The sequence below is a fragment of the Pseudomonas sp. G7(2022) genome, assembly GCF_052660475.1.
This window is the reverse complement of the sequence record NZ_CP109659.1, coordinates 3,617,649-3,644,049: the sequence shown is the minus strand read 5'-3', so window position 1 is coordinate 3,644,049 and position 26,401 is coordinate 3,617,649. Positions and strand designations below refer to the sequence as shown.

At 60.9% G+C, this 26,401-nt stretch carries 27 protein-coding genes; 11 read left to right on the top strand and 16 right to left on the bottom strand.

The annotated features are described in order from the left end of the window. Positions 1–25 precede the first annotated feature (25 nt). Positions 26–172 (top strand): hypothetical protein, encoded by a 147-nt coding sequence (locus NE357_RS16355; protein ID WP_169430743.1) that lies wholly within the window; start codon positions 26–28, stop codon positions 170–172. A gap of 46 nt (positions 173–218) precedes the next feature. On the opposite strand, the gene NE357_RS16350 is transcribed toward NE357_RS16355, so the two are convergent. The 4 genes from NE357_RS16350 to NE357_RS16335 form a co-directional block, all read right to left on the bottom strand. Beyond that, on the bottom strand, positions 219–491 hold the full coding sequence (locus tag NE357_RS16350; RefSeq protein WP_169430742.1) for a hypothetical protein: 273 nt from the start codon (positions 489–491) through the stop codon (positions 219–221). A 268-nt stretch (positions 492–759) separates the two neighbouring features. Continuing rightward, positions 760–1,440, bottom strand: coding sequence for an SOS response-associated peptidase (locus NE357_RS16345; protein ID WP_169430741.1), 681 nt, complete (start codon positions 1,438–1,440; stop codon positions 760–762). Positions 1,441–1,493: 53 nt separating this feature from the next. Further along, on the bottom strand, positions 1,494–2,333 hold the full coding sequence (locus NE357_RS16340; RefSeq protein ID WP_169430740.1) for an ABC transporter permease: 840 nt from the start codon (positions 2,331–2,333) through the stop codon (positions 1,494–1,496). 61 nt (positions 2,334–2,394) lie between these two features. After that, positions 2,395–3,381: an aliphatic sulfonate ABC transporter substrate-binding protein gene (locus NE357_RS16335; protein WP_169430739.1), complete on the bottom strand. Its 987-nt coding sequence runs from the start codon at positions 3,379–3,381 to the stop codon at positions 2,395–2,397. Positions 3,382–3,674: 293 nt separating this feature from the next. Between NE357_RS16335 and NE357_RS16330 the strand changes: the two genes are divergently transcribed. From NE357_RS16330 to NE357_RS16320, 3 genes are all read left to right on the top strand, one after another. Next, positions 3,675–4,622 carry an ABC transporter substrate-binding protein gene (locus tag NE357_RS16330; protein ID WP_169430738.1) on the top strand — a complete coding sequence of 316 codons (948 nt, stop codon included), beginning with the start codon at positions 3,675–3,677 and terminating at the stop codon, positions 4,620–4,622. 133 nt (positions 4,623–4,755) lie between these two features. Next, positions 4,756–5,655, top strand: a complete 900-nt coding sequence (locus tag NE357_RS16325) for a polysaccharide deacetylase family protein (protein WP_169430737.1) — start codon at positions 4,756–4,758, stop codon at positions 5,653–5,655. Between the two features lie 122 nt (positions 5,656–5,777). After that, positions 5,778–6,020, top strand: a complete 243-nt coding sequence (locus NE357_RS16320) for a DUF1652 domain-containing protein (RefSeq protein WP_169430736.1) — start codon at positions 5,778–5,780, stop codon at positions 6,018–6,020. 1 nt (position 6,021) lies between these two features. Here the strand turns inward: NE357_RS16320 and NE357_RS16315 are convergent, their stop codons facing one another. After that, entirely contained in the window at positions 6,022–6,384 is a 363-nt protein-coding gene (locus NE357_RS16315; protein ID WP_169430735.1) for an NUDIX hydrolase, read from the bottom strand. Between the two features lie 219 nt (positions 6,385–6,603). On the opposite strand from NE357_RS16315, the gene NE357_RS16310 reads away from it, so the two are divergent. Next, complete coding sequence (locus NE357_RS16310; RefSeq protein WP_096820121.1) at positions 6,604–6,792, top strand: DUF2188 domain-containing protein; 189 nt, start codon at positions 6,604–6,606, stop codon at positions 6,790–6,792. A gap of 57 nt (positions 6,793–6,849) precedes the next feature. Here the strand turns inward: NE357_RS16310 and NE357_RS16305 are convergent, their stop codons facing one another. Beyond that, positions 6,850–7,089, bottom strand: coding sequence for a hypothetical protein (locus NE357_RS16305; protein WP_065259780.1), 240 nt, complete (start codon positions 7,087–7,089; stop codon positions 6,850–6,852). A 227-nt stretch (positions 7,090–7,316) separates the two neighbouring features. Between NE357_RS16305 and NE357_RS16300 the strand changes: the two genes are divergently transcribed. Continuing rightward, positions 7,317–7,652, top strand: a complete 336-nt coding sequence (locus NE357_RS16300; protein WP_169430734.1) for a hypothetical protein — start codon at positions 7,317–7,319, stop codon at positions 7,650–7,652. 153 nt (positions 7,653–7,805) lie between these two features. On the opposite strand, the gene NE357_RS16295 is transcribed toward NE357_RS16300, so the two are convergent. Next, positions 7,806–8,690: a LysR substrate-binding domain-containing protein gene (locus NE357_RS16295; protein ID WP_169430733.1), complete on the bottom strand. Its 885-nt coding sequence runs from the start codon at positions 8,688–8,690 to the stop codon at positions 7,806–7,808. Positions 8,691–8,849: 159 nt separating this feature from the next. Here NE357_RS16295 and ydiJ point away from each other — a divergent pair, with 159 nt between their 5' ends. Beyond that, a complete protein-coding gene (gene ydiJ / locus NE357_RS16290; RefSeq protein ID WP_169430732.1) occupies positions 8,850–11,879 on the top strand; it encodes a D-2-hydroxyglutarate dehydrogenase YdiJ in 3,030 nt (1,009 codons plus the stop codon). A gap of 115 nt (positions 11,880–11,994) precedes the next feature. Next, entirely contained in the window at positions 11,995–13,164 is a 1,170-nt protein-coding gene (locus NE357_RS16285) for a DUF1624 domain-containing protein (protein WP_169430731.1), read from the top strand. Here the strand turns inward: NE357_RS16285 and NE357_RS16280 are convergent, their stop codons facing one another. Further along, positions 13,165–14,070: a LysR family transcriptional regulator gene (locus NE357_RS16280; protein WP_169430730.1), complete on the bottom strand. Its 906-nt coding sequence runs from the start codon at positions 14,068–14,070 to the stop codon at positions 13,165–13,167. 106 nt (positions 14,071–14,176) lie between these two features. Between NE357_RS16280 and NE357_RS16275 the strand changes: the two genes are divergently transcribed. Next, positions 14,177–15,709 carry an MFS transporter gene (locus NE357_RS16275; protein WP_169430729.1) on the top strand — a complete coding sequence of 511 codons (1,533 nt, stop codon included), beginning with the start codon at positions 14,177–14,179 and terminating at the stop codon, positions 15,707–15,709. A gap of 50 nt (positions 15,710–15,759) precedes the next feature. Here NE357_RS16275 and NE357_RS16270 read toward each other — a convergent pair whose 3' ends face one another. Continuing rightward, positions 15,760–17,151, bottom strand: coding sequence for an aldehyde dehydrogenase family protein (locus tag NE357_RS16270; protein WP_169430728.1), 1,392 nt, complete (start codon positions 17,149–17,151; stop codon positions 15,760–15,762). Between the two features lie 103 nt (positions 17,152–17,254). On the opposite strand from NE357_RS16270, the gene ptrR reads away from it, so the two are divergent. After that, the gene (ptrR, locus tag NE357_RS16265) at positions 17,255–18,136 is read left to right on the top strand and encodes a putrescine utilization regulator PtrR (RefSeq protein WP_039767672.1); all 882 of its coding nucleotides are present in this window, start codon (positions 17,255–17,257) and stop codon (positions 18,134–18,136) included. Between the two features lie 88 nt (positions 18,137–18,224). Beyond that, the gene (locus tag NE357_RS16260) at positions 18,225–18,887 is read left to right on the top strand and encodes a M24 family metallopeptidase (RefSeq protein WP_169430727.1); all 663 of its coding nucleotides are present in this window, start codon (positions 18,225–18,227) and stop codon (positions 18,885–18,887) included. Between the two features lie 92 nt (positions 18,888–18,979). Here NE357_RS16260 and NE357_RS16255 read toward each other — a convergent pair whose 3' ends face one another. From NE357_RS16255 to NE357_RS16225, 7 genes are all read right to left on the bottom strand, one after another. Continuing rightward, positions 18,980–19,603, bottom strand: coding sequence for a glutathione S-transferase family protein (locus NE357_RS16255; protein ID WP_169430726.1), 624 nt, complete (start codon positions 19,601–19,603; stop codon positions 18,980–18,982). 99 nt (positions 19,604–19,702) lie between these two features. After that, positions 19,703–21,118 carry a purine-cytosine permease family protein gene (locus NE357_RS16250; protein WP_169430725.1) on the bottom strand — a complete coding sequence of 472 codons (1,416 nt, stop codon included), beginning with the start codon at positions 21,116–21,118 and terminating at the stop codon, positions 19,703–19,705. Between the two features lie 397 nt (positions 21,119–21,515). Next, positions 21,516–22,664, bottom strand: a complete 1,149-nt coding sequence (gene argE / locus NE357_RS16245) for an acetylornithine deacetylase (RefSeq protein WP_169430724.1) — start codon at positions 22,662–22,664, stop codon at positions 21,516–21,518. Continuing rightward, a complete protein-coding gene (locus NE357_RS16240; protein WP_169430723.1) occupies positions 22,661–23,338 on the bottom strand; it encodes a DUF1028 domain-containing protein in 678 nt (225 codons plus the stop codon). The genes argE and NE357_RS16240 overlap by 4 nt, the downstream gene beginning before the upstream one ends. 27 nt (positions 23,339–23,365) lie before the next feature. Next, positions 23,366–23,782, bottom strand: a complete 417-nt coding sequence (locus tag NE357_RS16235; protein ID WP_007950460.1) for a RidA family protein — start codon at positions 23,780–23,782, stop codon at positions 23,366–23,368. 58 nt (positions 23,783–23,840) lie between these two features. Then, positions 23,841–25,148, bottom strand: a complete 1,308-nt coding sequence (locus NE357_RS16230) for a flavin-containing monooxygenase (RefSeq protein ID WP_169430722.1) — start codon at positions 25,146–25,148, stop codon at positions 23,841–23,843. Between the two features lie 261 nt (positions 25,149–25,409). Next, complete coding sequence (locus NE357_RS16225) at positions 25,410–26,228, bottom strand: alpha/beta fold hydrolase (RefSeq protein ID WP_169430721.1); 819 nt, start codon at positions 26,226–26,228, stop codon at positions 25,410–25,412. Positions 26,229–26,401 lie beyond the last annotated feature (173 nt).

Sequence of the window (26,401 nt, the reverse complement as noted above, 5' to 3'; positions counted from 1 at the left end):
ATGACTTTCAGATAGCGAGGTGAACATGGCAACCGAGCAGAAACGTCCCGAAGAAGATGAAGAACCGAGCGAAGAAGAGATCGAGCGGGAGAAACACAAGGAGCAGACCTGGAAACACGACGACAGCCGCGAGTTGTCCGATCGTGACCAGGAACGTCCTCTCAAGCCCTGAACCCTGCAACGAAAAAGCCCCGCGAGTGCGGGGCTTTTTCGTTTCATCAAAGCTCTTCCAATTGTGTGAAGTCGGGGTGTGCGGCCCGATAGCCCAAGGTCTTGTCGATCCAGGCATTGAGCTCGTTGACCATCACTGGCGGGTGGCAGGGATAGCTTTCGAGGGCGGTGCGCAGGATGCGATCGATCTCGGGGACGTCACGCAGGTTTCGAGTCTTTATGTAGTGGCCGATAAAACAGTCGAGCTGAAAGCGTTCTGTCATGGACAGATAGATACACTCCAGGCCATTGGCCTGTTTGATTGCAAAATCGTCGCGCAACTTAGTTCTCTGCAAGGCTTGTTAAGTTTGGAGGGTATTCCTGGTTTTGCTGACTCTTTGGTCAACTGGTATGCCAAAAGGAAATGCGGCGCGCATGCTATCTGTAGTGTTTGTAAATGTATGTATGACGGTTGAAATGTCAGACAGGCGGTTAGTTCAATCAAACGACTGTTTATGTTGAATGTTTCGCGTTTGAAACACCGGGTGTAACGCGCAGGATTCAATTCGTGGAATCCTGCGCTTGATAACGCACCGCATCGGCATTTATTTACGTCACCGCTTCAATCAATTCCGCACCCTGATTGCGGGAGTTGCCCACCGCTTTGCCGACTTTGTGCCATTGGAACGCTTCGCTGGGTTCGGCTTCGAACAGCAACATCTGCTCGGCGCGTTCGGTGGGCGTGGCGGGATCGAGCCATTCCTGCACCCGTTCGGCGCGCAGCACGATCGGGCGCCGGTCATGCACATCGAGCAGGCCGCCTTCGCTGTTGGCAGTGATGATGACGAAGCCGTCGTCTTCCCGTGGAGGTTCGCCGGGTGTCGGAAACTGGCCGATGGCGGCGCAGAAAACCGGTTGATGATCGGCGCGACGAATCAGCCAGGGCTGGCGGCTTTTGTCGGGGGCGTCGACCCATTCGAACCAGTTGTCGACCGGCACGATCAGCCGATGACGCCAGATCGCTCGAAAGAACGGCCCGTGGGCGACTTTTTCCACCCGCGCGTTGATCGGCGCGGCGCGATCCTTGGCCCAGTGCGGGCGCCAGCCCCACCGCAGATTGTCGGCGTATAGCCGTTGTTGGTGCTGATGGAGGATCGCCAGTGACGTGGTGGGTGCGGCGTTGTAATGCGCCAGCGGTGCGTCGCCGACGTGATTGATCAGCGCATCGGGAATGCTCAGCACCGCGACAAAATCGTGGATGCCCCGGTATTGCGACAGTCTTCCGCACATTGGCCGACCCTCCGGCGCACAGCTGCCTGAAGGTTTCAGCTTAGTTGCACGGTTCACTCCTTGCTGCCCTGACCAGTAAACGCGTCGCGCCAGACCAGCCAGCGGCGTTCCACCACCGCAAGCAAACCGTCGCTGAGTTTGCCCAGCAGCGCCAGGACGATGATCGCAGCCAGCACGATGTCCGGCCTTGAAGTTTCGCGACCGTCACTGAGCAGGTAACCCAGCCCTTTGGTCGCTGCGATCAGTTCGGCCGCCACCAGAAACATCCACGCCAGACTCATGCCGCTGCGCAGCCCGGTGAACAGGCCGGGCAGGGCGGCGGGCAGCAGAATCCGGCGCACCAGTTGCAGGTGAGTGAAACCATAGATGTGGCCGACTTCCACCAGTTTGCGGTCGATGTTACGGATCGCCGCGACTACGTTGACGTACACCGGGAAGAAAGCGCCAATGGCGATCAGGACGATTTTCGAGGTCTCGTCGATGCCCAGCCATAAAAGCAACAGCGGCACCCAGGCCAGGCTCGGGATCGAACGCAACGCGGCAAAGGTCGGTTCCAGGTACGCCTCGGCCTCCCGGCTCAGGCCGACCCATGCCGCAAATACCAGGGCAAGGCTTGCGCCAATGGCAAACCCGATCAGCACGCGAATCAGGCTGGCGCCGATGTGTTTCCACAGTGCGCCTTCGGCCAGATCGGTGAGGGTCAGGGCGACTTCGCTCGGTGCAGGCATCTGATAGGACGGCAGCCAGCCGACGCGCACGATGATCTCCAGGGCGATCACGATCAGCAGCGGCAGGGCGAGCCCCTTCAGCCGCCGCTGCCAGAGCGGATTCAACGGCCGGGGTTGCGGGCGCGGCAGCGACACGGCGAGGCGGGCGGGCAGGTCATTGCTCATGGACGGTACTCCGCTCACGACAAATCCGCGTCGGGCGCGGATTTGTCGCGAGCCTGATCGGTTACTGGGCGGCGGCGACTTGCTGGAAACCGGTGTCGATCAATTGATCGATCACCTGATCGACATTCACTCCACGGCGCACCAGCTCTTCGGAGACCAGAATCGGCGCGGCGGCTTTCGAGGCGAGCACGTCCTTCGCCGTCAGTTGCGGACTGCCGAGGTCGGTGCGCGACAGTTGCAGCCTGGCCACGTCCAGCGGCAGGCCGGATTCGCTGGCGAGCAACTTGGCCAGCTCGTCCGGGTTCTTCACCGACCACTCGCGGGCCTGTTCGTAGGCCTTGATCACAGTGTCGATGGTTTGTGGATGTTCCTTGGCGTATTGCTCGGTGACGCTGATCACGCCGTAGCTGTTGAAGTCGCGATTGCGGTACAGCAGGCGTGAGCCTGCCTGTACCTGGCTGGCGGCCATGTGCGGATCGAGTCCGGCCCAGGCGTCGACGTCGCCTTTCTCCAGGGCGGTGCGGCCGTCCGGGTGTTGCAGGTGCACCAGTTCCACATCGTCTTTTTTCAGCCCGGCCTGTTGCAGGCTGCGCAAGGTGAACAGGTACGGGTCGGTGCCTTTGGTGGCGGCGATTTTCTTGCCCTTGAGGTCGGCAACGGTCTGGTATGGCGAGTCCTTGCGCACCACCAGCGCGGTCCATTCGGCGCGGCTGTAGACGTACACCGATTTGATCGGGCTGCCGTTGGCGCGGCTCAGCACGGCGGCAAGACTGGCGGACGAAGCGAAGTCCACGCCGCCGCTGTTGAGGTACTCCAGCGAACGGTTGCTGCCCTGGCTCAACACCCAACTGACCTTGCTCTGAGGCAGGGCCTTTTCCAGATAGCCCAAATGTTTGAGCGCCAGGCTGACCGGCGAGTAATAGGCATAGTCCAGATGCACTTCGGCGGGTGGCGATTGCTCCGCCTGGGCGAAAGGTTGCAGGCTCAGGGCCACAGCGCAGGCCGCGAGCAGGGTTTTGATTCGGGAAAACGGTAAAGGGGATTTCATGGGCACGCTCCGGCAAGGCAACAGGTTCTTATGTCAAAAAAGATATTTTTATCGAATGCTTCCTGCATGAATGGAATATTGCAGGCTCTGTGCCATACGCCTTGAGCGCCGTGTTTACGGGGTTTTCAGAGGGTTTGTGCGCTTTGAACTGTTGCAGGACAAACACTGTGCCGCGCCACTGTTGCCAGACAGACAGCGTTCATCGACAGTGCTGAGCTTATGCGCTAATCGAATTTCAAGTTAGATTTGTAAGAGCGTTATGGTCTATAAAAATCCCCTTTGCAGGACTCGCCATGAAGCTCTCCCGTTTCCTACGCGCCGCGTTGACCAGCGCATTGTTTGCCACGCCATTGACCTACGCTGCTGATCCCTTGGTCCTGCATGTCGGTGACCAGAATTACTACAACATCCGCGCCTCGGTAGAAGCGTCCGGCGTCTTGAAGGACGCGCCTTACACCGTCGACTGGAAACACTTCCAGGCCGCCGCACCGCTGGCTGAGGCGTTGCAGACCGGTTCGCTGGACCTGGGCTTTCTCGGCGATTCGGGCTTTCTGTTTCTCGCTGCCAAGCAGGCGCCGGTAAAACTGATCGGCGTGTCACGGCAGAACCCGGACACCATCGCTCTGTTGGTGCCCAAAGATTCGCCGGTGAAAACCATCGAGGACCTGAAGGGCAAGAAAGTCGCCTACTGGCCGGGTGCCTGGAGTCAGCAGTTGACCCTGCGAGCGCTGGAGCAGGGCGGCCTGCCGGAGAACTACGTCGAATTCGTCAAACTGATGCCGATCGACGCCGCTGCGGCTTTGCCTCAGGGCAGCATCGATGCTTTCCCGGTGTGGGAGCCGTACATTTCCCAGCAGATCGTGTTCTCAGGCGCACGACCGATTCTGACCGCAAAAAACCTCATGCCGGGCTTGAGCGCCATCGCCGCTTCCGCGCCGTCCATCGACAGCAAGCGTGAGGCGATTGCCGACTTTCTTGGGCGTCTGAAACAGGCCCGGGCGTGGGTTGACAACCATACCGACGAATACGCGGACCTGTGGGCGAAGAAAGCCAATCTCGATCAGGAAGTCTCGCGGCACTGGTTGCGCCAGGCGCACATGACTGTCGGTCCGGTGGACCAGCAAGCCGCTGCCGATCTGCAAGGCACCGCGGACTTCCTGTTCAAGGTCAAGGCGCTGCCGGCTCCGCTGGCCACGGCAGGCATTATCGATACCTCGTTCCAGCAGGCATTGGCGCACTGAGTGAGCACTGGAACAAAACCCTGTTATCTTTATCCAACCTCGGCCCATTTCAGTGGGTCGCAGGGAGGCAGCAGCGGCGAGGGAGTTTTGCCAATCGACAACGTGACCGCAACGGTCGGGCTCAAGGCAAAACATGAAACTCTGGTTCAAGCTTTTCTGCGCTGTAGCCATCATCAGCGGGCTGGCGGGGTGTATTGCGGCCCCTATCGAAATGACTGAGCAGACCCGATCGCGTCTGGATGCGCAGGCTCCGGTGAAATTTCTGCTGACCTTCGATGACGGTCCCAGTGCCTCGAGTTTCTACAATCCGACCGAAACCGTACTCGACAGTCTGAAAGACAACCCGCTGCAGCCTGATATCAAAGCGGTGTTTTTCGTCCAGACCCGTGCGCCAAGGGCCGGCAACAGCGAGATCGGCCGGCGGATCATGCATCGCGAACACGATGAAGGTCACATTCTGGGTTTTCATACGGCGACCCACTGGCACACCAACCATCGCTCGCTCGATCCGCAGGAACTCGAAACGTCACTCACCAATGGCACGGCGGACATCGCGGCGATCACCGGCGCGCCTCCGGTGCTGCTGCGTCCGCCATTCTGGAATTACGACAAACGTACGTTCGCGGCGTATCAGAAACATGGTCTGCATGTGTTACTGACCGATCTGAGCGCCAATGACGGCAAGATCTGGGGCTTCAATGCCAGCCCACGGCGTCGGGCGAACCTGTTGCGTCAGCTGTCGCAAGTGCGTGAGCGAATCGCCCTCGGTGAATTGCCGACGGTGGACGGGGTGATCCCGGTGGTAGTGACGTTCCATGACCTCAACCGCTATACCGCGCGACATGCCCGCGAGTATCTGCAGATTCTGCTCGACAGCGCCGCAGCCACCGGCGTGCGCCTGGCGGACAAACCGTTCTACGACGATCATGCGCTGCTGGAAAAAGCCGCGCTGGCGCGTACGGTGCAGAAGAGTTCGGACCCGGTTCGGCTGCCGGGAATCTGGAACTGGATCTGGGGCCGCGACGCCAATTGAGTGTGCCGATTCAAAGATGTGAAGCGCTTGGCATTTTTTCGCTGTCTGCCGCTCGCGCAAGGTCGAAACGCTCATCTATGCTCAATGGGTCGACCGATCCTTCGCCCACGAGGCGTCCACCCATGCTTGCCATTGCCGACATTTGCCGCATCGTCGAATCCGGCTTTTCGCCCCTTTGCTGTGATTGCACGGAAACGGGGCAGGGGCTGTTGCAGATCAAGGTTTACGAACCTGACAGCGGGCGGGTCGATCTGCTGCTCAACGGCGTATCGCCGGAACATCTGGTCACCATTCGTGACATCTCCAACTTCATCGGTGAGTTGCGAACTGAAATGAGTGCCGGGCGCCGGGCGTTCGCCGGCTGACTCAGAGGCGGCGCTGAAAGGCCCGGACGATTTGCAGCGTTGCGTCGCTGACACTCAGGTTCTGCACTGCGTCCAGCGGATGCCAGATGCAATCGACGATTTCGTTCTGCGGCCGGACTTCTTCAATATTCAGCACCGATGCCTCATAGACATGGTGGCGGGTGCTGCCGGCCTCCAGCTCCATCAGATACAGCAAGCCATCGGCGAGCAGGCCGGTTTCTTCCTCAAGTTCGCGTGTCGCGGCGTCAACCCTGGCCTCGCCGGGCTCGACCTTGCCGCCCGGCAAGTTCCAGCGGCATCGGGGTTTGCGTACCAGGAGAATGTGTCGATCCTGTTCGCAGATGATGGTTGCACGTACTTTCATTTGTTACTCGGTTGCTGAATGTCATGATTCTGTCATGAAAATGCAATATTCACGCCGTGCCTTGGTTTAGGCGCCCTTTTGATGTCAGAGTGGTCGAAAAACGCAAAAGTGCCAGACACTTGACGCCGAAGTGGGCGACGTCTGGTCGGCACGCGGTGGCGAACCCGGTGTAAGGTGAAAATGTGCAGTTGGACTATCGATAGTCGACAGGAGGTGCCTATGAGCATGGCGATACTGAACAGAATGCACATGAATGGCTATGACGTACTGAGTGTGAACAACGGCCCGTGGCGGGTCTGCACGCAGGGTGATCGACTGGCGTCTTTCGCCAGCCGAGAGGAGGCGCTGGCGTATGCCGCTGCACTTCCGGGTTACAAGAGCCGCACGCACGGCCGCAAGACAGGTTGAAGGCCTGCAATGAAAAAGCCCCGGTTGTCCGGGGCTTTTTTGTTGCAGGATCAAGGGTCAGTGGACTTTCGTTCGGCTGATGGCGCGGGCTTTTACTTCCCTGGCATAGAGCTGCAGACGTTCCTCGTCACTTTGCAGCACCTCGCAGGATCTGAGCACCGTCTGCGCATCCGCCTCGTTGCCGGATTTGCGCAATTGCTCGGCAATGCGCTTGAGGTCGACTGCCGACCATCGCAGGTCTGATGCAACACTTTGCAGGTCACGCTGAAGTTCATGTTCGTATTCATTGAGCCGCATGATCACCTCCGGAACATTCTCGGTAGAAAATAGTAGCCGCATTTTCGCAAGAGAGGGCAAGGGCGATCGGTCACCGGGCCGAATGGCTGTGAATCGACTGCCATTGGTCGGAGCGGTTCACCTCGAAAGCGGGAAAAGCCCGGGTTTCGGGGCGCGAGCATTGCGCCACGATGGATGTTCAAACAGTAACAGGGTAAATTCGCGACTTTTCAGATGAAGGATTCTTTATGCGGATGTTGATCGGGGGCCTGATGATGGCCGCGTTGGCCGGTTGTTCTCTGCCGGCGTCACTCGTGCCGGGCGAACCGAACTTCAGCAAGATCAGTGGCAAGGCTCCCAAGGAGTACGCCGCCTGCGTGCTGCCGTTGTGGCAACAGGATATCTCCAAGACATCCCAGGTCGCGATTTCCAATGGTTACAGGATCACGGCGCCAAGCATCGTCACTGCCGACGAGATTCTCGATATCGTGAAGTACAAGGATGGCAGCCGTGTGTCGCTGTACCAGGGGCCGCCATGGGCCAAGTCCGGCTCGCTGCGCAAATCGGTGCGCGATTGCCTTTGACGGCCATGCTGTCGATATGAAAAAAGCAGAAAGCGTGTGAGCGTTTTCTGCTTTTTTTTGCCTGTCAGTCGGTGATGTCGGCAAGCGGAATGCTCGTTTACACGGTGGGTTGCGCAGCAGAAACGTAATCCACCCGAACATCGCTCATTCAACTCAGAGCGTCTGTACCAGCCAATCCCGAAACGCCTTCAGCGACGCCAGCGATTCATTACGCGCCGGGTACACCAGGTAGTAGCTGCGCCGACTGCTGATCGGCTCCCCCAGTTGCACCAACTCACCGTTGTGCAGTTCATCCTCCACCAGAATCCTCGGCACCAGTCCGATGCCGATATTGGCGCGCACGGCCTGGATCAGGTGTGAGGTCATCTCGAAGCTGGGACCGATGCGCATGCTGCGATGGGGCAGGGCGTGATGACTGAACCATTCACTCCACGCCTGGGCATTGCTGCTGACGTTGAGCAGCAGTTGCCCGGCGATATCCTTGTCGGCAGCCAGACGTTCGGCATCGGACAGCTGCGTGCTGGCGATCACCACCAGTTCTTCGGTGTGCAGGCGGTGGGCGGTCAGCCCCGGCCAGTCACCGCCGCCGACGTAAATCGCCGCGTCGATCTCGCTGGTGTCGAAGTCGATGGCTTCGATGCGTGAATGCAGGTGCACGGTCATGCCGGGGTGCGCGGTGTAGAAATCCTTCAAGCGTGGCAGCAGCCATTTTGAGCCGAAGGTTGGCAGGGTCGCCAGGCGCAGGCTGTGAATGCCCGAGCCAAACGCCATGGCTTGCAGCGTTGCGCTGCGAATCTGCCCGAGGGCTTCGGACAATTCACGCTGATACATACGCCCGACGTCGGTAAGGACCACCCGCCGGCCTTCGCGGCTGAACAGGCGCATGCCAAGCATCTTTTCCAGGATCTGTACCTGACGACTGACGGCGCTTTGGGTCAGCGACAGTTCGTGAGCGGCGCGGGTGTAGCTTTCATGGCGTGCAGCGGCTTCAAACGCCAGCAGCAACGACATCGAGGGAGTAAGGGTTCGCGGATTCATTCGTTTTAGTCATGGATTGCGGGTCAATTTTACGGTTGTCCCGGCATCGCTCTGCAATGAACATAAGGCCTATGAGATGGCGGGAGCGTGACGCAATCATTCCTTGCGCACAACTGTTCACCGCCACACGGCCCGTTTTTGACCGAGATTGCCCTCCCGATGATTGCCCAGCTGTCGCCTTCCACCACGCTGAACACCGACTACCAACAGTTTCTCAAAGCCCTTGAAACCAGCGGCTTTCGTGGCGAAATCAGTGCCGACTACGCCAGCCGCGTGGTGCTGGCCACCGACAACTCGATCTATCAGCGCTTGCCGCAAGCGGCGGTATTCCCGCGTGACGCCGACGACGTGGCGCTGCTGGCCGGTCTGATCGCCGAACCGGCGTACCAGAAAGTGGTGATCACCCCTCGCGGCGGCGGCACCGGCACCAACGGCCAGTCGTTGACCGACGGTATCGTCGTCGACCTGTCGCGGCATATGAACCGGATCCTCGAGATCAACGTTGAACAGCGTTGGGTGCGGGTGCAGGCCGGTGTTGTGAAGGATCAACTGAACGCCGCGCTGAAATCCGCCGGGCTGTTTTTCGCTCCGGAACTGTCGACCTCGAACCGCGCCACCGTTGGCGGCATGATCAACACCGACGCCAGCGGCCAGGGCAGTTGCACCTACGGCAAGACCCGCGACCACGTACTGGAACTGCACATGGTCCTGCGCGGGGGCGAGCGCTTGCACGGCCGCCCACTTGAAGAAAGTGAGCTGGCAGCGGAATGCGCCCGTGAAGGCCGGGCCGGCGAGGTGTATCGCTGTGCGCGGCAGATCATTGATGAGCAGGGCGAGCTGATCCGGGAAACCTTCCCCGATCTCAACCGCTGCCTGACCGGCTACGACCTGGCGCACCTGCGCGAGGCCGACAACCGTTTCAACCTCAACAGCGTGCTGTGCGGTGCTGAAGGTTCGCTGGGGTTTGTGGTCGAGGCCAAGCTCAACGTCTTGCCAATCCCCAAGCACACCATGCTGGTGAACATTCGCTATGGCGGCTTCATGGACGCGTTGCGTGATGCCCGCGCGTTGATGGCACTCAAGCCGCTGTCGATTGAAACCGTGGACTCCAAAGTGCTGTTGCTGGCGATGCAGGACATCGTCTGGCACGGCGTCGCCGAATACTTCCCGGAAAGCGCCGAGCGTCCGACATTGGGGATCAACCTGGTGGAGTTCTGCGGCGACGATCCCGAGGAACTGAGAGGCCGGGTCGAGGCTTTCGTCCAGCACCTGGGCACTGACGCCTCGGTCGAGCGCCTCGGCCACACGCTGGCCGTCGGGCATGCGGCGGTGAATCGCGTCTATGGCATGCGCAAACGCGCAGTGGGTTTACTCGGCAACGTTGCCGGTGAAGCGCGGCCGCAGCCATTTGTGGAAGACACCGCCGTGCCACCGCAACACCTGGCCGAATACATCGCCGAACTGCGTGACCTGCTCGACAGCCATCAATTGCAATACGGCATGTTCGGCCATGTCGATGCCGGCGTGCTTCACGTACGGCCAATTCTCGACATGAAAGACCCGCAACAAGCCGCGCTGGTGCGACCGGTGTCGGACGGCGTCGCCGCGCTGACCCAGCGTTACGGTGGCCTGCTGTGGGGCGAGCACGGCAAGGGCCTGCGCTCGGAATACGCGCCGGCCTTCTTCGGTGATTTGTACCCGGCGTTGCAAGCCTTGAAGGCGGCGTTCGATCCGTTCAACCAGTTCAACCCCGGCAAGATCGCCACGCCGGATATTCCCGGCGCTGCATTGCTGAAGATTGACGAAGTGACCCTGCGCGGCGAACTGGACCGGCAGATCGACGAGAAAGTCTGGCAGGACTACGGTGCAGCGATGCACTGCAACGGTAACGGCGCCTGCTACAACTTCGATCCTGACGATGCGATGTGCCCGTCGTGGAAAGCCACTCGCCAGCGTGCGCAGTCGCCAAAAGGCCGCGCCTCGCTGATTCGCGAATGGCTGCGTTTGCAGGGCGAGGCGGGTGTCGACGTGTTGTCCGATGCCAGTCGCCGTCCGCCGTTTTTCAGTACGTTGCTGCAGCGCTGGCGCAACAGCCGTGCGCAGGAGCACGACTTCTCCCACGAGGTGTACGACGCCATGGCCGGCTGCCTGGCGTGCAAGTCCTGCGCGGGGCAGTGCCCGGTGAAGGTCAACGTGCCGGACTTCCGTTCGCGGTTTCTGGAGCTGTATCACACGCGTTACCTGCGGCCGGCGCGGGATTATCTGATTGCCTCGCTGGAATACACGATTCCGTACATGGCGCGGATTCCGTTTCTCTATAACGGTCTGATGGGCGCTTCGTTCAGCCGTCGCTTGATCGAGCGTCTTGGTGGAATGGTCGATGTGCCGTTACTCAGTCGTTTCGATTTCCACGCGGCGATGCGCCGCTGGCAGGTTCAGCCGGCGTCGGTCGAGGTGCTTTCGGCGCTGACTCAGCCGCAACGCGAGCGCAGTGTGGTGCTGGTGCAGGACGCGTTCACCCGGTATTTCGAAGCACCATTGCTGGCGGATCTGATCGAGCTGATTTCGCGACTGGGCTATCAGGTTTATCTGGCGCCGTTCAGTGCCAACGGCAAGCCGCTGCACGTGCAGGGTTTCCTCTCGGCGTTCAATCGTGCGGCGTTGCGCAATGCCGGGCAACTGCGCGCACTGGCCGAAATCGGCGTGCCGCTGGTGGGGCTCGACCCGGCGATGACTCTGGTTTATCGCCAGGAATACCTGAAAGTGCCGGGGATGGAAAAATGCCCGGAGGTGGCGCTGGTGCAGGAGTGGCTGCTCAACGTCATGCCGGAGCCAGTCGATCGGCGCCGTGAGGAAACCTTCCGTCTGCTGGCGCACTGCACCGAGAAAACCAATGCGCCCGCCGCGACCCGGCAATGGGAGCAGGTGTTCGAACGGGTCGGCCTGAAGCTGACGACGCAGGCCACCGGTTGCTGCGGAATGTCCGGCACTTACGGGCACGAAGCGCGCAATCGCCAGACCTCGGCGGTGATTTACGAGCAGTCCTGGGCGAAGCAGATCGAGGCTCCGGTGGAGAAGGGAGAGGCACTGGCCACCGGTTATTCCTGCCGCAGTCAGGTCAAGCGCCAGGCCGATCAACAGTTGCGCCATCCGTTGCAAGTCGTGCTGGAAACCCTGCGTACAGCGTGATCGCTGTTCGAGAATCGCTGGCGATTGGATCGGTTTTTCATGTTATAAGGTAACGCAAATTGTGCGGCCGCTTTCGGGCGGCTGCATTGATCAACCTTTCGATTGCGATACCTCCATGACGATTGCGGTTCCCCGTTCTGCCCCCTCGGTGACTGGCCGGTTGCTGTCCATTGATGCGCTGCGTGGCTTGGTGATTCTGTTCATGTTGCTCGATCACGTGCGCGAAACCTTTCTGCTGCATCGTCAGGTGTCCGATCCGATGGACATTGCCAGCACAGAGCCGGCGCTGTTCTTCAGCCGCACTTTGGCGCATTTGTGCGCGCCGGTGTTCGTGCTGCTGACCGGATTGTCGGCGTGGCTGTTCGGCGAGAAGTACGACGGCAAGGCTGACGTCAGTGCCTTTCTGTTCAAGCGCGGACTGTTTCTGGTAGCGCTCGAATTCACCCTGGTGAATTTCGCCTGGACGTTCCAGCTGCCGCCGACCGTGATCTACCTGCAAGTGATCTGGGCCATCGGCCTGAGCATGATCGCGTTGTCGCTGCTGGTCTGGTTGCCACGCTGGTTGTTGTTGATGCTGAGTCTGGCGATCATCGCCGGGCATAACCTGCTCGACGGGCTGCACTTCGCAACGGAGTCGGTGCTGCATGTGCCGTGGGCGATCCTGCATGACCGCGGCTGGATCGAAGTCGGCGAGAGTTTGCGTTTGCGCACGTCGTACCCGTTGCTGCCGTGGATCGGCGTGATCGGTCTGGGTTACGCGCTGGGGCCGTGGTTCGCACGTGCGGCCGATGCAGGCGTGCGGCAGCGACGTTTGCTGATCGTTGGCATCGCCGGGCTGGTGGGTTTCGTGGTGCTGCGACTGGTCAACGGTTACGGCGAGAAACCGTGGTCGATCAATGACAGCAGCCTGCAAACCCTGATGAGTTTTTTCAACATCACCAAATACCCGCCGTCGCTGTTGTTCATCACGCTGACAGTGAGCGTCGGGCTGCTGTTGTTGCTGGTGTTCGAGCGTGCACAGGATCGACGCTGGATTCGCTGGCTGACCGTGTTCGGTTCGGCGCCGATGTTTTTCTACCTGCTGCACCTGTACGCATTGAAGGTGCTGTACCTGATCGGCGTGGCGTTGTTCGGGCTCAATCAGGGCAGCTATTTCGGGTTCTCGGCGGTGACGGCGGTGTGGTTGGCGGCGATGCTGCTGGCGGTCGCGCTGTTTCCGGCGGTGCGCTGGTTCTCGGCATTGAAGTCTCGGCGACGTGACCTCGCCTGGTTGAAGTACCTGTAGCTAGCCCGTTTTGCTGTGGCGAGCGTTGCGGGCAAAATCGATGAAGGCCTTGAGCGGCGACGGTACATGGCGTCGGCTCGGATAATACAGATGCAGCCCGGGATAGTACGGGCACCAGTCTGCCAGCACCTGCACCAGACGCCCGGCGGCGAGGTGTTCGCTGACCATGTCTTCGAACACATAAGCCAGTCCCAGCCCTTGCAGCGCGGGGCCGACCATCAGGCTGACATCGCCCAGGGTCAGCGGGCCGTTGACGTCGATTTCCTGTTCAATGCCATCACGTTCGAATTCCCAGCGGTACATCGAACCACTCGGGAACCGATGGCGGATGCAGGGCAGGGCATGCAGGTCTTCAGGTTGCTGCGGCGCAGGATGTCGCTGGAAAAACGCCGGCGAACCGACCACCACTGAACGCAGGTCCGGCCCGATGGGCAGCGACACCATGTCCGCCTCCAGCCGATTGCCGAAGCGTACGCCGGCATCGAATCCGGCAGCGACGATATCCAGCAGCGCATCGCTTTCGACCACCTCCAGACGAATGTCCGGGTAGGCCTGCAGGAACTCGCTGGCGATCGGCAGCAGCACCAGTTCGCATGCCTGGCGCCCGGAGGTGATGCGCAGGTTGCCCGAGGGTTTGTCACGAAAGTGGTTGAGGTCTTCGAGCGCATCTTCGATATCGCGAAACGCCGGTTTCAGCCGGCCGTAAAGCCGTTCGCCGGCCTCGGTCAGCGCCACGCTGCGGGTGGTGCGATTGAACAGGCGTACGCCCAGGCGATTTTCCAGAGCCCGCAACGAGTGGCTCAACGCTGAAGGTGTCAGGCCCAGATCCACCGCCGCACGGCTGAAATTCAGATGTTGGGCGATGCTCAGAAAGATCGACAGATCCGCCGTGGACGGATTTTTCATTAGTGAGCACCTTTCATAAAGTCATGTAATTTTGTTGGGATTATCGCATCAATGGAACGGCTTTAAAGTCGCATCAAGCCTGATTTTCTATTCATTGGATGAACCCATGACAACTGTCTCCCAATACCCTGGCGAGCGCGACAAGCTGCTGATCCTCGCGGCCATTTGCCTGTCGGCACTGGTCCTTCCGTTAAGTTTTACCGGTGGCGCGGTCGCGACGCCGGCCATGGGGCGTGACTTGGGCGGCAGCCCGGTGGCGCTGACCTGGATCACCAATGCATTCATGTTGTCGTTCGGCAGTCTGCTGATGGCGGCGGGGGCGTTGGCTGACGTTTATGGGCGTAAACGCCTGTTCACCGGCGGCATGCTGTTGTTTACCGCAGCGTCGATTGCCCAGAGCCTGGCGCCTTCGGTGGTCTGGCTGGATGTGTTGCGGGCGATCCAGGGCGTGGCCGGGGCGGCGGCGCTGGCCAGCGGTTCGGCGGCGCTGGCGCAGGAATTCGAAGGCCATGCGCGCACCCGTGCCTACAGCATGCTCGGCACCACGTTTGGCATCGGTCTGGCGTTTGGGCCGCTGGTGGCCGGGGCGTTGATCGAGGCGTTCAACTGGCGTGCAATCTTTGTCTTCACCGCACTGATCGGCGTGATCGCGATGGTGTTCGGCCTGCCGCGCATGCGTGAAACCCGCGACCCCGACGCCAGCGGTCTCGATTGGCCGGGCACCGTGACGTTCAGCTCGATGCTGGCGCTGTTCACGTTCGGTGTGATCCAGGCTCCCGAAAACGGCTGGGGGAGTCCGTTGGTGGTCGGTCTGCTGGGCGCTTCGGCGCTGTTGCTGGCACTGTTTGTCATGATCGAAATGCGTGTCAAACGTCCGATGCTTGATCTGACGCTGTTCCGTTTTCCGCGCTTTATCGGCGTGCAGATGCTGCCGATCGGCACCTGCTTTTGCTACATCGTGCTAGTGGTCATGCTGCCGTTGCGCTTTATCGGCGTCGAAGGCTTGAGTGAAATCGATGCCGGTTTGCTGTTGCTGGCGCTGTCGGCACCGATGCTGGTGGTGCCGATGCTGGCAGCATCGATGACCCGGTTTGTCTCGGCGGGTCTCTTGTCGGGCGTTGGTTTTTTGATTGCCGCCGTGGGTCTGCACTGGCTGAGCCTGTACAACGTCGGCGAGCCGAAATTCGCGCTGGTGGTGCCGATGGTGTTGATCGGGATCGGCGCGGGCCTTCCGTGGGGCTTGATGGACGGACTGTCGGTCAGCGTGGTGCCGAAAGAACGGGCCGGCATGGCGGCCGGGATTTTCAACACGGTGCGGGTGGCGGGAGAGGGGATTGCGCTGGCCAGTGTCGCGGCGATTCTTGCCTCGCTGCTGCACACCGATCTGCAAGCCGTGGCCAGCGGTGCAGACACCGCGCTGATTGCGGAGACGGCGCACCGGGTGACCACCGGCGACATGGCCCATGCGATCAACACGGTTCCGGGGTTGGCCAATGAACGTCTGGTGCAGGGTTACGCCTCGGCGTTCCAGTATCTGCTGCACATCCTGACGATCATCACGCTGGTGTCGGCGGCTGTGGTGCTGGGACTGTTGAGCAAGGATCGGACGGTGTCGGAACCCCGACAGGCTGCGGCATAAATGAAAAAGCCCGGAAGCGCAAAACGCTTCCGGGCTTTTTTTTCAATGGATCAGCGGCGATCCAGCCACACGGTCTGCGCATTGCAGAACTCGCGCACGCCGAAGTGCGACAGCTCGCGGCCGAAACCGCTTTTCTTCACGCCGCCGAAGGTCACGCGCGGGTCGCTGGCGGAGTAGCCGTTGATGAACACGCCACCGGTTTCCAGTTCGCTGGTCAGTTGCTGGGCCAGGGCGACGTTGGCGGTGTAGATCGTTGCAGTCAGACCGAACTCGCTGTCGTTGGCCAACGCCACGGCATGGGCGCAGTCGCGAGCGGTGATGATCGAGGCCACCGGGCCAAACAGCTCCTGCTTGAACGAGGTCATGCTGTCGGTGACGTCGGCCAGTACGGTCGGCTCGTAGTAGTTGCCCGAACCCTCGACTTTGCTGCCGCCGAGCAGCAGGGTGGCGCCTTCTTCCAGGGTATCGCGCACTTGCTGATCCAGTTCGTCGCGCAGATCGAAACGGGCCATCGGGCCGATGTAGTTGTCGGCAGACAACGGATCGCCCATCTTCAACTGGCGGGTGGCTTCGACGAATTTGCGGGTGAATTCCTCGACCACGCCTTCTTCGATGATCAAGCGTTTGGCGGCGGCGCAGACCTGGCCTGAGTTCTGGTAACGACCGATCACTGCCGCTTGCACGGCTTCGTCGATATCGGCGTCGTTGAGCACGATGAACGGATCGGAACCGCCCAGCTCCAGCACGCATTTTTTCAGTGCGGCACCGGCCTGTGCGCCGATGGCCATGCCGGCGCGGACGCTGCCGGTCAGGGTCACGGCGGCGATGCGTGGATCGGCGATGGCGGTGGACACGCCTTCCGGGGTGACGTTGATCACTTCGAACACGCCGTCGGCAAAACCGGCGCGGGTGAAGGCGTCGCGCAGCAGATAGGCGCTGCCCATCACGTTCGGCGCATGCTTGAGCACGTAAGTGTTGCCGGCGATCAGCGCCGGGACGGCGCCACGCAGTACTTGCCAGATCGGGAAGTTCCACGGCATGACGGCGAGGATTGGCCCCAGCGGACGGTATTCGATGCGCGCCTTGCCGCCTTCGACCAGGGTCGCTTCGGCGTTGAGCATGGCCGGGCCGTGTTCGGCGTACCACTCGCAGAGCCTGGCGCATTTCTCGATTTCGCCACGGGCCTGAGCGATCGGCTTGCCCATTTCTTGAGTAATCATGGTCGCCATGGCCTCGCTGCTGTCACGCAGAGCGCCGGCCAGCGCGGTCAGGGCATGGGAGCGGTCCTGCAGCGGCTTGCGTTTCCATTTTCCGAAGCCGAACGCGGCACGGGTCAGTGCAGCGTCGAGGGCTTCAGCGGATTCGAAGGCGTAGTGACCGATCTGTTCCCCGGTGGCGGGGTTGATCGAGATGGCGTGGGTCTGGCTGGAAATCGGGCTCATGGCATCGTCCTGCGAAGTCAGTGGATGCGCTCAGAGTAGGGTGGTGTTTGGTTTCTGGAAACTGAATAATAAAGAGTGTTTCTTTCACGATTGGAGAATGACTGTGGATCTGGTGCAACTGGAAATCTTCAAGGCCGTGGCCGAGCACGGCAGCATCAGCGCGGCAGCGGCGCAGATCCATCGCGTGCCGTCGAACCTGACGACCCGCATCAAACAATTGGAGGAAGACCTGGGCGTCGATCTGTTCATCCGCGAGAAAAGCCGCTTGCGGCTGTCGCCGGCCGGCTGGAGTTTTCTCGAGTACGCACGGCGGATTCTCGATCTGGTTCAGGAAGCCCGCGCCACGGTCGCCGGCGAAGAACCTCAGGGTGCATTCCCGCTGGGTTCGCTGGAAAGCACGGCAGCGGTACGCATTCCCGGTTTGCTGGCGACCTATAACCAGCAGCATCCGAAGGTCGATCTGGACCTGTCGACCGGACCCTCCGGGACGATGATCGACGGTGTGCTTTCGGGACGTCTGGCCGCTGCATTTGTCGATGGTCCGGTGTTGCACCCGGCGCTGGAAGGCATTCCGGCATTCGAAGAGGAAATGGTCATCATCTCGCCGCTCCATCATGGGCCGATCCAGCGTGCTGCGGACGTGAATGGCGAGAACATCTATGCATTCCGTTCGAACTGCTCCTATCGCCATCACTTCGAAAAGTGGTTTAGCACCGACGCTGCGGTGCCCGGCAAGATCTTCGAAATGGAGTCCTATCACGGCATGCTCGCCTGCGTCAGCGCGGGCGCCGGTCTGGCTTTGATGCCGCGCAGCATGCTGCAGAGCATGCCCGGCTGCGCGACGGTGAGTGTCTGGCCGCTGGCGGCGGATTTCCGCTATCTGACGACGTGGCTGGTATGGCGGCGGGGTACGGTTTCGCGCAGTCTGAGCATGTTTGTGCGCTTGCTCGAGGAGCGCGGTGTGGTGCGTGCAGAAGAGAATTGATGCTTTGTGTCATGGTTGTATCTTAGGCGTCCTGTACCGAAATATAAAAAACTATACAGCGCAAGCGATTAGCCAGAAGGAATCAGCGATGACCACAGCCCTGAGCGGTAAAAAAGCAGTAGGTGAGCGTTTTGTGCTGGAAACCATGCGCCACGCCCAGCAGTTGACCTGGAAGGCCGTGGACGAGATCGCCAAGGTGATCAAACCCGGCATGCGCGAATCCGAAGCCCATACGCGGGGCAAGGAAATCCTTGTCGAACTGGGCATGGACCGAATCTGGCACCCGCTGCTGATCCGTTTTGGCGCCAACACGCTGAAGACCTTCAAGGAGCGCTCCGAAGGCGATCCGATCCTGGGTGAAGAGGACATTTTCTTCATCGACATGGGCGTGGTCTGGGAAGGCCACGAAGGCGATGCCGGGGCGACGTTCGTCACCGGGTCCGATCCGCAAATGATTGCCTGCGCAGCCGCCTCCAAAGAACTCTTCGACAAGGTCGAGGCCTTCTGGCGTCAGGGCGTAACCGGTGTCGAACTGTATCGCTACGCCACCGATCAGGCCGAGGCCATGGGCTGGAAGCTGAATCTGGACATCAAAGGGCACCGGGTCAGCGATTTTCCTCACGCGATCTATCGCGGCGGCAATCTGGGTGACTTCGAACAGGCTCCGAATGCCGGTGTGTGGATTCTGGAAATCCAGATCGAACATCCTGAGCTTCCGTACGGCGCCTTCTATGAAGACCTGCTTATTTGATTGAACAAGTGTGCCCGATTCAGCGTCTTCATCGTGCCCTCGGTGGCGGGCACGTCAGTAGCGCCGCGAGGCGTTCAAAAAAATGACCGGAATCATGGCGTGCCGTTGCGTCCATGCAATCGGTAAGCGGGGCGCTGATTCAAGCGTTCGTAATAAGCGCTCACCGCCGGTAGATGCGGATGTTCCAGCGGCGTCTCGAACCAGCGATTGACCGACAGGCCGACAGGGATGTCAGCGAGGGAAAACTGCTCGCCGCTGACATAGGCACCGGTCTTTTGCAGCTGCCGGTCGAGGATCTCCATGTGCCTTGCCCATTCCCGGCAACCGGCCGCAAGAGCAAGGCTGTCCTGATGCACGGGTGACTTGCGCACCAGCGACATGAATGCGTACGACCAGGACTTGTTCAACTCCGAAGCCTGCCAGTCGATCCATTGATCCACCCGCGCGCGGGCGCGCGGCTCGCTCGGGTAAAGTGGTTCGCCGTCATAGCGCGACGCCAGATAGCGAATGATCGAGTTCGACTCCCACAGCGTGAAGTCATCGTCCTGGATCACCGGCACCATCGCGCAGGGATTGAGTGCGAGGAACTCCGGTGTCAACGTCGACTGAAAACCCGAGCCCCAATCTTCGCGTTCGAAGGGAAGGTTCAGTTCAGCACAGGTCCACAGCACTTTGCGCACATTGATCGATGAGGCTTTGCCCAGAATTCGCAGCATGGGATTTCCATCTCCGGTTGTCGTCGGGCGTAAAGAAATAGCACAACGCAAAGCAGAAGGCCCGCACAGGGCGGGCCTTGTTGGTGCATCGTGTCAATCTCAGAGACTGCCCGCCAGTTTTCCCGAGGTCAGCCGCCGGCGATAAGCACTGTCACGACTGGCCAGCCAGAAATACAGCGGCGACGTCACCAGCAATCCCACCAGCCAGGAAAGGTCCGCGCCGTTGATGTGCGCCGACACCGGCCCGACGTACAGCGGCGTGTTCATGAATGGAATCTGCACCGCGATACCGATCGCATAGGCCAGCAAGGCCTGCGGGTTGTAACGGCCGTAGATGCCGCCGTCGACCTGGAAGATCGAGCCGATGTCGTACTGGCCTTTGTGGATGGCGTAGAAGTCGATCAGGTTGATCGCGGTCCACGGCACCAACACCACCAGCAGCACCAGCACCATGTCGACGAAGTGGCCGATGAAGTCTGCCGAGGCGCCGACCGCAGCGAAGCAGCAGGCCAGCAGGACGATGATCGAAATCACCGCGCGGCTCTTGGCGGTCGGAATCCAGCGGTAGGCGAAGGTCTGCACCAGGGTGATCAGCGACAGCACCGCGCCGTACAGGTTGAGGGCGTTGTGGCTTATCACGCTGAGCAGGAACAGCACCAGCATCAACGGGCCGATGGCACCGGTGGCGAGTTTCACCGCGTCCATGGTGTCCATGCCCACTGGCGTTGCCAGCACCGCGACGGCGCCGAACACGAACGACAGGCTCGAACCCAGCGCCGATCCCAGGTAGGTCGTCCAGAAGGTCGCCGCCACCGGCACATTCGCCGGCAGGTAACGCGAGTAGTCCGACACGTAAGGCGCAAACGCGATCTGCCACAGCGCTGCCAGCGACACCGTCGCAAGCCAGCCCGAGATGTTGAAGCTGCCGCGAGTGAGGAAATCATCGGTCTGGATATGGGTGAGGATGTAGCCGAAACCGACCACGATGCCGATCCCCAACACCCAGGTGCCGATGCGGTTGAGCACATGGATGAAGCGGTAACCGATGATCCCGATGATCCCCGAGCCCAGAGCGCCAATCACAATGCCAACCGGCACCGGAACGCTGTCGACCACGCCATGCAGCGACTTGCCGGCGAGCACGATGTTGGAGGCGAAGAAGCCGATGTACATCACGCCGGCAATCAACACCACCAGCAGCGCGCCGAGGGAACCGAATTGTGCGCGACTCTGGATCATCTGCGGGATGCCCATCTGCGGGCCTTGCGCCGAGTGCAGCGCCATCAGCACACCGCCGACCAGATGGCCGACCAGAATGGCGACGATGCCCCACACCAGATTCAGGTGAAACAACTGCACGCCCAGGGCGCCGGTGACGATGGGCAACGGCGCGATATTGCCGCCGAACCAGAGGGTGAACAGATCCCGAACCTTTCCGTGGCGATCTTCGGGCGGCACGTAGCCGATCGTGTGTTTTTCAATGAGCGGTGCAGACGTTGATGCAGAGGTGGTCATGACGAACTCCAAGGCAAGGACGAGTACGTGGACGTACTTCAATGAGCGCCGGCACGGGACGGCGCATTTCTTGTTGGGGTTGATCATGGGCAAGGAACGGGGAGAGATAAATGAGTAGTTTTGTTGCTTCAGACGTTAAAAAAACGAGCTTCGTTTTTCTGTCGTAACCGCTCTGTTTCGGGGCTTTCGTGCATGCAAGCGCGAACGCAGCCGACCTCCCCAGGAGCAGCTGTCTGTCGGTTGCGGCGCATCGAAAATCTGTGCCAGTCGCTGGATTACTGTGGGAGCGGGCTTGCCCGCGAAGAGGCCAACAGCCTCAACATAAGCAGAGACTGATCTGACCCCATCATCGGAGCGCCGCCCGGACCAATTCCGCCCCCCCAGCATGGGGCAGGTGTCAAAGGCGAATCGAAGCCAGCATCCGTTGCAGCATCTCATCGCAGGCCTTGAGCTGATCGCGGCTGACGAACTCGTCCGGCTTGTGCCCCTGATCCATGCTGCCGGGGCCGCACACCACCGTGGGAATACCCACCGCATCGAACAATCCGCCTTCAGTCCCAAACGCAACAGTGCCGAAATCGTCCGAGCCACAGAACGTGGCGATCAGTTCCGCAGCCTGGCTTCGGGCGCCAGTCGCCAGCCCCGGATAGGCCGACAATTCGCTGAAGCGAATATCGCTCTGCTCGTTGACCGCCCGCATGCGCGGCAGCATTTGCTGTTCGGCGTAGGCCTGGAGTTGTTGTGCGACGAGTGCCGGATCCTGCGAGGGCAGGGCGCGGATTTCGAAGTCGAAACGGCAATCGGCGGGGACGATGTTCAACGCCTTTCCACCGCTGATCACGCCGGTTTGCACCGTGGAGTACGGCGGGTCGAAACGCGGATCGACGTGCTCATCCTTGAGTTGCCCACCGATGCGTCCCAGCTCGCCGATCAGCTCGGCGGCGCATTCGATGGCGTTGACCCCAAGTGGCGCGTAGGCCGAGTGACAGGCGTGACCCTGAACATCGCAACGCATCGCCAGTTTGCCCTTGTGCCCAAGCACCGGTTTGAGTTCGGTTGGCTCGCCGATGATGCACAACAGCGGTTTGACCGGACGTTGCTCCAGCACCTTGAGCAGCGAGCGCACACCGAGGCAGCCGACCTCTTCGTCATAGGACAACGCAATGTGCACCGGCATACGCAGCGGTGCTTCGAGCAACGACGGCACCAACGCGAGCACGCAGGCGATGTAGCCCTTCATGTCCGCCGTGCCGCGACCGTAAAGCTTGCCGTCGCGCTCACTGAGTTCGAACGGCGGCAGCGTCCACGGCTGGCCATCGACGGGCACCACATCGGTGTGCCCCGACAGCACGATGCCCGGTTGGTCGGCCGGGCCGATCGTGGCGAACAGATTGGCCTTGCTGCGCTCATCGTTGTAGATCAGCTCGCAAGGCACATCGAACCCTTCGAGGTAGTCGCGCACGAAGTCGATCAATTGCAGGTTGGACTCGCGGCTGGTGGTGTCGAATCCCACCAGCGTCTTGAGCAACGCGACGCTGTCGCTCATCGGTCGTCTCCGGCAACCCCGTAGCCCGGCGCCTTGGCCGGGTCGAGGGCGCGGTCGATGTAGTCCTGCAGCTGCGGGCGATAGGCGTCCCAGAGTTTTTGCAGTTGGCCGATCGGGTCTTCATCGGCCCAGTCCACCCGCAGGTTGACGATGGGCCAGGTCAGTTCGCCGACCACGACCACGGCTGCCGAATGCACCGGGCCCGCTTCACCGCCCAGGGCCTGGGCGGCGTGCAAGGCCTTGATCAGGCGGTCGGCCAATTGGCCTTCGCCATCCTCGAACGCGCTGACCATGGCTTCGATCACCGAGCGCCCGGCGAGCATGTTGCCCGCCGCCACGCATTGCTCGCCGGATACAGCGTTGTGCACGCCCAGGGTTTGCGCGCCGCTGAAATGCGCGGTCTGGCCGAGGTGATTGATCGCCGTGATCTGCCGGTACTGACTGTAGCCGTTGCGGGTCAGCACCTTGTCCAGCGCCGCCTCGGGCGCCAGGCCTTGCTCCATCAAAGCGAGCACTTCCGGGCCGAGGGAGGGCAGGGTGATGTTCTGGCTCGACACCGCGCCGACACCGGGCAGCAGCCACGGGCAGCGGGCGCCGACGGCGATGCTGGAGGAACTGATGGCGATCCCGAACTGACCGGTTTCGGGGCAGCGGGCGGCGATGGAAAATGTCATGTGTGGCCTCCTTTCGCTAAGGTCGAATTACTCGGGAATCACCGCAACCACATCAATCTCCATCAGCCACTGCGGCTGACCCAGGGCCGACACCACCAGCCCGGTGGAGATCGGGAATACGCCCTTCAGCCATTTACCGACTTCCTGATACACCGGCTCGCGGTAGCGCGGATCGATCAGGTACGTGGTGGTCTTGACGATGTGGCTCAGGTCGCTGCCGGCCTCTTCGAGCAATTGCTTGACGTTGCGCATGGCCTGTTCGGTCTGCGCGCGCGGGTCGCCGAGGCCGACCAGTTCGCCATCGAAATTGGTCCCGACCTGACCACGGACATACACGGTATTGCCGGCACGCACGGCCTGGCACAGGTCGTTGTCCAGGGTCTGGTTCGGGTAGGTGTCCTTGGTGTTGAACATGCGAATGCGGGTGTGGGTTGGCTGACTCATGTAAGGCTCCTGACGAAATCGAACCCGGCGCGACGGGCGCCGGTATTGAAGAGGGAAATCAAGCGTCGACGGTGTCGACAGCGTTGTTGTGCAGCGCGGCTTCGCGTTGTTCGGCATCGCGATAAGCCAGGTATTTGCGCTGGGTGGCGATGTGATCAGCCACGTGCCTGGCGTCGTGCCACACGCCCCAGATGAACGAGGATCCACGTCGCGACTGCCACGGCAGACCGAGGAAATACACACCCGCTTCGCTGGACACGCCGCGCTGGTGCTGCGGCTTGCCGTTGTCATCGAACGCGGCGACTTTCAGCCACGAATAGTCCACGGCAAACCCGGTGGCCCAGATGATCGAGGTGATACCGGCGGCGGCCAGATCGAGATTGGCCAGCGGGTTTTTTACGCATTCAGGATCCGGATACGTCTCGCGGGCTTCCGGTTCCAGCGGCAGATCCAGACCGTTGCGTTCGATGTAGGCGTCGGCAGCATCCAGCAGCGCGAGGTAGTTCTCGTCGCCACGCTTGAGGTTGTCGCGCAGGTCCTGTTTGAAGGTCACCACGCCATCGCTGAACGATTCGGTGACGCCGACCAGGGTCATGCCGCGATGGGCCAGACCCCGGAAGTCGATGGTGCGGCCACCGTGGGCGCCGCTCACGGCGATGGTCACGTGCTCGCGGCCGGGTTTCATCGCGGCCTGATCCCACTCGCCGAGCACGCCCAGCCACCAGCAGAAATCACGGTTGCGGTAAGCGCGAGGAGGGCGGTCATGGGCGCCGACCGAGAGGTAAACCTGCTTGCCCGAGCGCTGCAATTCATCGGCGATCTGCACGCCCGACGAACCGGCACCGACCACCAGCACTGCACCGGCCGGCAGCTGTTGCGGGTTGCGATAGTCGGCCGAGTGAATCTGCAGCAGACGCTCATCTTTTGGCGCAATGGCCGGGATCACCGGACGCTGGAACGGACCCGTCGCAGCAACGACCCGGGCCGCTTCAATCACGCCCTCGGAGGTCTCGACGGTAAAACCCGGGCGCCCGACATTGCGCACCACGCTTTTCACATCGACGCCGGTGCGGATCGGCGCATTGAATTTCTTCGCATAGGCCTCGAAGTAATCGGCGACGCGTTCCTTGTGGGCGAAACCGTCCGGATCGACATCATCGAATTCCATCCCCGGAAACCGGTCGTGCCACGCCGGACCGTTGGCTACCAGCGAGTCCCAGCGCCCGGTGCGCCAGCGTTCGGCAATGCGGCTGCGCTCCAGCACCAGGTGCGGCACCCCGAGTTTGCTCAGGTGTTCACTCATGGCCACACCCGCTTGACCGGCGCCGACAACAAGCGTGTCTGTTTTTATTATTTCAGTGGTCATCTCTGATCCCTTCTCACGAGGCCGTTGGATTCAGGTCGCTGTCGACCTGTTCTCTGTGCTTGGGATCAGACTAGGGAGGGGGTGGTTATCGGTAAAATATTATTAAGCTGGCATGTGAAGATAAAAACGTGATGCAGAGGCCTGAACGTCCCGAAAACACGGGGCCTCGCTATGGCGCCGGAAGACTGGACAACGAAAAAAGGGGCCGTCGACAGGTGTGTCGGCGGCCCCTTTTCAGATGGCGCTCGATTTACATCGGACTCAACGATTGAGGAACGCCAGCAGGTCTTCGTTCAATGCCTGCGCATGGGTCACGGCGAAGCCGTGCGGTGCGCCGGCATACACCTTGAGCTCGGCACCCTTGATTTGCTCGGCGGCGCGTTTGCCGGTGGTTTCGAACGGGACGATGACGTCGCCGTCACCATGGATGACCAGGGTGGGTACATCGATTTTCGCCATGTCCGGACGGAAGTCGGTTTCCGAGAATGCGGTGACGCAGTCCACGGTGCCTTTGAGCGAGGCCAGCAGGGCGATGTTCAGGGTTTGTGTCAGCACACCGTCCGAGACTTTCTGACCCTTGTCGAGGCCATAGAACGGCGTGTTGAAATCAGCGATGAACTGCGCGCGATCTTTTAAAAGACCCGCCTTGATCCCGTCGAACACCGACTTGTCGACGCCTTCGGCAAAGTCCGGCTTCTTACCAAACAACGGCGTCACCGCGCCCAGCAACACCAGGCCGGCGACGCGCTCGCTGCCGTGGCGTGCGATGTAGCGGCTGACATCGCCGCCGCCCATGGAGAAACCGACCAGAGTCACATCACGCAGATCCAGGTGCTCGATCAATTGCGCGATGTCGTCGGCGAAGGTGTCGTAGTCGTAGCCGGTCCACGGCTGCTCGGAGCGGCCGAAACCGCGACGGTCGAAGGCAATGGTGCGGTAGCCGCGGCTGCTCAGGTATTCCATCTGGTATTCCCACATGTCGGCGTCCAGTGGCCAACCGTGGCTGAACAGCACGGGCCGGCCGCTGCCCCAGTCCTTGAAATAGATTTCGGTGCCGTCTTGAGTCGTGAACGTGCTCATGGAAACTCCTTGGGTGTAGGCCTGCGTGGATGCCGTGATGGCAACGATCACTATCGCGGCAAAGCGCTTCAGCCACTTGTACGCAGGTGCTAAGTTCGTGGCGCACGGTGTTATCGCTTTTGCAACGTGAGTTGTAAGATGCAACCACAGCCCATCTGTCGTTTGCCGGAGAT